Below are 4,510 nucleotides of genomic sequence, written 5' to 3'. Positions count from 1 at the left end.
AACGGGCGCCGGCAAAACGGGCGCCGGGCAAGCGGCGGGCAGCGACAGCGGAGCGGCGCGGGCCTTGTCGGAACACGGGCGAACCTAACCTTGTTTCTTGGCAGCGTTTCTGCGGGGCACAGCCCGGCGGCCTCTTGTGGCTGCCGGAAAGCGCCGCCGGTCGGGGCGGGCTGCTGCGGCGCCGCGGGCGGTGCGTCGGCAGCGTTATTTGCAGATAAGCATCGCGGCCGTTTGTGGCAGCCTTGGGCCGGAAACCTAACTTCTGTGTAATGTGAACGGACTGACCTGCTGCCGGGGCCTTGACCTGCTGCCGGGGCCTGGCGAGCCGGGCATAATGACAGGCTGCGCCCCGTGATTGCAGGATGCGCCAATGAAAAACGCCGCCCGGAGGGGCGGCGTTTCTGAAGGAAAGCCAGACCGGCAGAGCGCACCGCGGCGCGGTGCCCGGGTGCAGAGCCTTACTGCGAAGGCGTATCCGAACTGCTGCCGGACTCATCCTTGATGTAGTTCGGCTGGTCGGTCGGCGTCTGCATGTTGTCCTGCGGCTTCTCCGGCTTGTAGACCTGAAAGACGTTCTTCTTGTATTTCGGAATTTCAGTGCCCGCGGCCGGCTGCAGATAACCTTCCGGCGGCTGCACCAGATACTTGCGCTTGGAGTTGGGGCCGACCTCGATCATGCTGTCGGCATTTTCCTGCGGCTTGTTCAGCTTGACCGACTGCATGTCGGCCGACTTCAGCGGCAGCGCGGCCTGCTGGTCGGTCGGTCCCTTAGTGAACTTGCTGGTGCCGCCCCCGGCAATGCGGGCGGCCTGCATTTCCTGCGGCGTGGAGCGCTCGGCTTCCTTGTCGGCCAGCGCCTCGCCGCGCAGGCCGCGCGTCTTGGCATCGCCCGGCGAAAGCGCCGGCTCGGTCTTGTCCGGGTCCTGCGGCCATGTGCCGGCGGCGGCCACCTGCGGGCCGCTGTCGGGCTGGGGAAGCGTGTTGAGGGACGGCGGAATCGCCAGCGGCGAGCGCGGCGTGTAGTCCACCGGCACCGGAGGCGGATCGATGATGCCCGCGCCCGTCAGCAGGCGCTTGGCCAGCATGCCGCTGGCGTTGCCTTCGAGCTGCTGCTGCTTGAGCGCGACATCGTCAGCGTAGTAGTTGCCGTTCATCGGCGAACTGCAGCCCGCAAGGGCCAGCACGGTTCCCGCGAACAGCACAGTGGTGCCGGTTCGTGCAAACAACTGTCGATGGCTCACCATCAAGGCTCCGATCCGCCTTCGCTCTGCAAAAGGCCCGCGCAGGGCGCTGCCGGCCGTTTTGCAGATCATCCGCCGCCTATCCGATTCGGCCTCTGGCCGTCACCGGTCTCCTGCCCGCCGTTAACGAGACCGTGGCTTTGCGGCATCAATACGACGCCGTCCGCTGCACACCGCGTCAGGCGATGAAAAAAGCCCGCTCACTGGCGGCCGGACCGCCCGCGCAGCGAATCCAGCACCAGCCCGGCCGCGCCGGCCACGATCGCCACGTCGGCGATGTTGAACACATACCACGAGAACGAGCCGACATAGAAATGCACGAAGTCGACGACCGCGCCATACCAGATGCGGTCGATGCCGTTGCCGATCGCCCCGCCGATGACGAGGCCCAGCGACACCGCCGCCAGCCAGTGGCGCACCCGCGACAGCCACACCCCGAGCGCCACCACGGCAACCACGGTGAGGGCCGCGAGCCCCCACCGCCCGACCGCCGTTTCCTGCTGGAACAGGCCGTAGGAGATGCCGCGGTTCCACACCAGCACGATGTCGAGGAAGGGGGCGAGGCGGAAGCCGTTGGTCTCCGTCAGCCCGGCGCCGTGCAGCAGCGCGAGCTTCAGCACCTGATCGGCGACGAGCACGACCGCCGCGATCAGTGCGCCGAGGCGGGCGGGACCGGAGAAGCGGGCCGCCTGCCCGGTGGTGGTCATGTCGGTTGCCATGCTCGTCGCGTCCGCCTCCGGTTCTGCTGTCAGTGTGCGTGAAGCGCGTCGAACTCGCGCAGCGCCGCGGCATCGCGCGGCGTCACGTCCGGATAATCGGGATCGCTGCCGACCGCCGGCGAGATCTTCCACGAGCGGGCGCACTTGCGCCCGTCCGCTTTCGCCGGCACGACCGCGACACCGGCCACATCGTCGAGGCGGAAGGCTTCTGCCGGGCCCTCGCCGGCCTCAAGGGTGGCGGCCGAGGTGATGACCACATCGGCAAAGTCCACGCTCTCGCACAGCGCCTTCAGCGCCGGATCGGCGATCCACACCACCGGATGGGCCTCCAGCGACGAGCCGATGCGCTTTTCGCGGCGCTCGATTTCCAGCGCGCCGGTGACGACGCGGCGCACGGTGCGCACCTTGCGCCACTTTTCCGCCAGCGCCTCGTCGCGCCATTCCGCCGGGATCGCCGGGAACTGGCGCAGGTGTACCGAGCCGGTTTCCGCCGGATGGCGCGACAGCCACGCCTCCTCGATGGTGAAGGGCAGCAGCGGCGCAAGCCAGGCCGTGAGGCTGGTGAACACCCGCTCGATCACCGTCAGCGCGGCGCGCCGGCGCACCGACGAGGCGGCGTCGCAATAGAGCGCGTCCTTGCGCACATCGAAATAGAACGCCGACAGATCCACGTTCATGAAGCTGGAGAGCGCGGCCACGATGCGGCGGAAATCGAAGGCGGCATAGCCCTCGCGCACCACGGTATCGAGTTCGGCCAGCCGGTGCAGGATCAGCCGTTCCAGCTCCGGCATGTCGGCGGGGGGCACGTCCTGCCCGTCATAATGGGCGAGCGAACCCAGCATCCAGCGCAGCGTGTTGCGCAGCTTGCGATAGGTGTCGGCGGTGGTCTTGAGGATTTCCGGGCCGATGCGGCTGTCGTCGGAATAGTCGGCCGAAACCACCCACAGGCGCAGGATATCGGCGCCGTACTGCTTGATGACATCCTGCGGGGCAACGGTGTTGCCCAGCGATTTCGACATCTTGCGGCCTTCCTCATCCATGGTGAACCCATGGGTGACGACGGCGTCGTAGGGCGCGCGGCCGCGGGTGCCGCAGCTTTCCAGCAGCGAGGAATGGAACCAGCCGCGATGCTGGTCCGAACCTTCCAGATAGACGTCCGCCGGCCACTTCAGGTCGGGGCGCTGTTCCAGCACGAAGGCATGGGTCGATCCGGAATCGAACCACACGTCGAGAATGTCCATGACCTTCTCGAACTTCGCCGGATCGCGGGCGGGGGCGAGGAAACGTTCGGCCGCATCCGCCCCGAACCACGCGTCGGCGCCTTCCGCCTCGAAGGCGGCGAGGATGCGGGCGTTGACCGCCTCGTCCTTCAGGACGGTGCCGGTTTCCTTGTCCACGAACACGGCGATAGGCACGCCCCACGCGCGCTGACGCGACACGACCCAGTCGGGCCGGGCCTCGATCATGCCGCGCAGGCGGTTGCGGCCGGCCTCCGGCACGAAGCGGGTGGCGTCGATGGCGCCGAGCGCGCGGCTGCGCAGCGTGTCGCCGGGGCCGTCCAGCGCCTTGTCCATGGCGATGAACCACTGCGGCGTGTTGCGGAAGATGACCGGCTTCTTGGAGCGCCAGGAATGCGGATACTGATGCTTGATGCGCCCGCGCGCCAGCAGCGCCCCGGCCTCGCGCAGCGCGGCGATGACGGCGTCGTTGGCGTCGCCCTTTTCGCCCTTGTCGGTCAGCACGCGGCGGCCGGTGAAACCGGGGGCCTCCTTCGTCAGGAAGCCGTCGGCATCCACGGTGTAGGGGATGCGGGTGTCGATGCCGCGGGCATCGAGCGCGGCCTTGCCGGCCATCCACACTTCAAAGTCGTCCGTGCCGTGGCCGGGGGCGGTGTGGACGAAGCCGGTGCCGGCCTCCTCCGTCACATGGTCGCCGGCCAGCAGCGGCACGCGGAACCCGTAGCCCAGCGCCGCCAGCGGATGGCGGGCTTCCAGCCCGGCAAGGGCTTCGGGCGCAACGTCGGCGCGCCGCTCGAAGGCGGTGACGCGGGCGGCCCGGAACACGCCTTCGGCCAGCGTATCGGCCAGCACCAGCTTTTCGCCCGGCAGCGCCCAGTTGTCGGCCGGCGCTCCGGTGATCTCATAGAGACCGTAGGAGATGCGCGGCGAGAAGGCGATGGCGCGGTTGCCCGGCATCGTCCACGGCGTGGTGGTCCAGATCACCACCGCGGCTCCTTCAAGGCCGGCCGGCGGGGCGGCGATCGGGAATTTCACGAAGATCGTGTCGGACTGGTGGTCATGGTATTCGATCTCGGCCTCGGCCAGAGCGGTCTTTTCCACCACCGACCACATCACCGGCTTGGAGCCGCGATAGAGCTGGTCGCTGACGGCGAACTTCATCAGTTCGCCCGCGATGATCGCTTCCGCCTTGTAGGCCATGGTGGTGTAGGGGTGATCGAAATCGCCCACCACGCCGAGGCGCTGGAATTCCTCGCCCTGCACGCCCACCCAGTGGGCGGCGAACTGGCGGCATTCCTTGCGGAACTCGATG

The 4,510-nt window shown here is 68.1% G+C and carries 3 protein-coding genes; all 3 read right to left on the bottom strand.

Annotated features, from left to right (window positions below; all coding sequences use genetic code 11):
* Positions 1-458: 458 nt before the first annotated feature.
* Entirely contained in the window at positions 459-1,244 is a 786-nt protein-coding gene (locus V7067_RS13590) for a hypothetical protein (protein WP_334176443.1), read from the bottom strand.
* Positions 1,245-1,441: 197 nt separating this feature from the next.
* Entirely contained in the window at positions 1,442-1,960 is a 519-nt protein-coding gene (gene lspA, locus V7067_RS13585) for a signal peptidase II (protein WP_334176442.1), read from the bottom strand.
* Between the two features lie 29 nt (positions 1,961-1,989).
* Positions 1,990-4,510 (bottom strand): isoleucine--tRNA ligase (ileS, locus tag V7067_RS13580; protein WP_334176441.1); only part of this gene is annotated, 2,521 nt, incomplete at its 5' end.

This window comes from Pseudoxanthobacter sp., assembly GCF_036822375.1.
In the GTDB taxonomy this organism is placed as follows: domain Bacteria; phylum Pseudomonadota; class Alphaproteobacteria; order Rhizobiales; family Segnochrobactraceae; genus Pseudoxanthobacter.
This window is presented reverse-complemented; position numbering and strand designations above follow the sequence as displayed.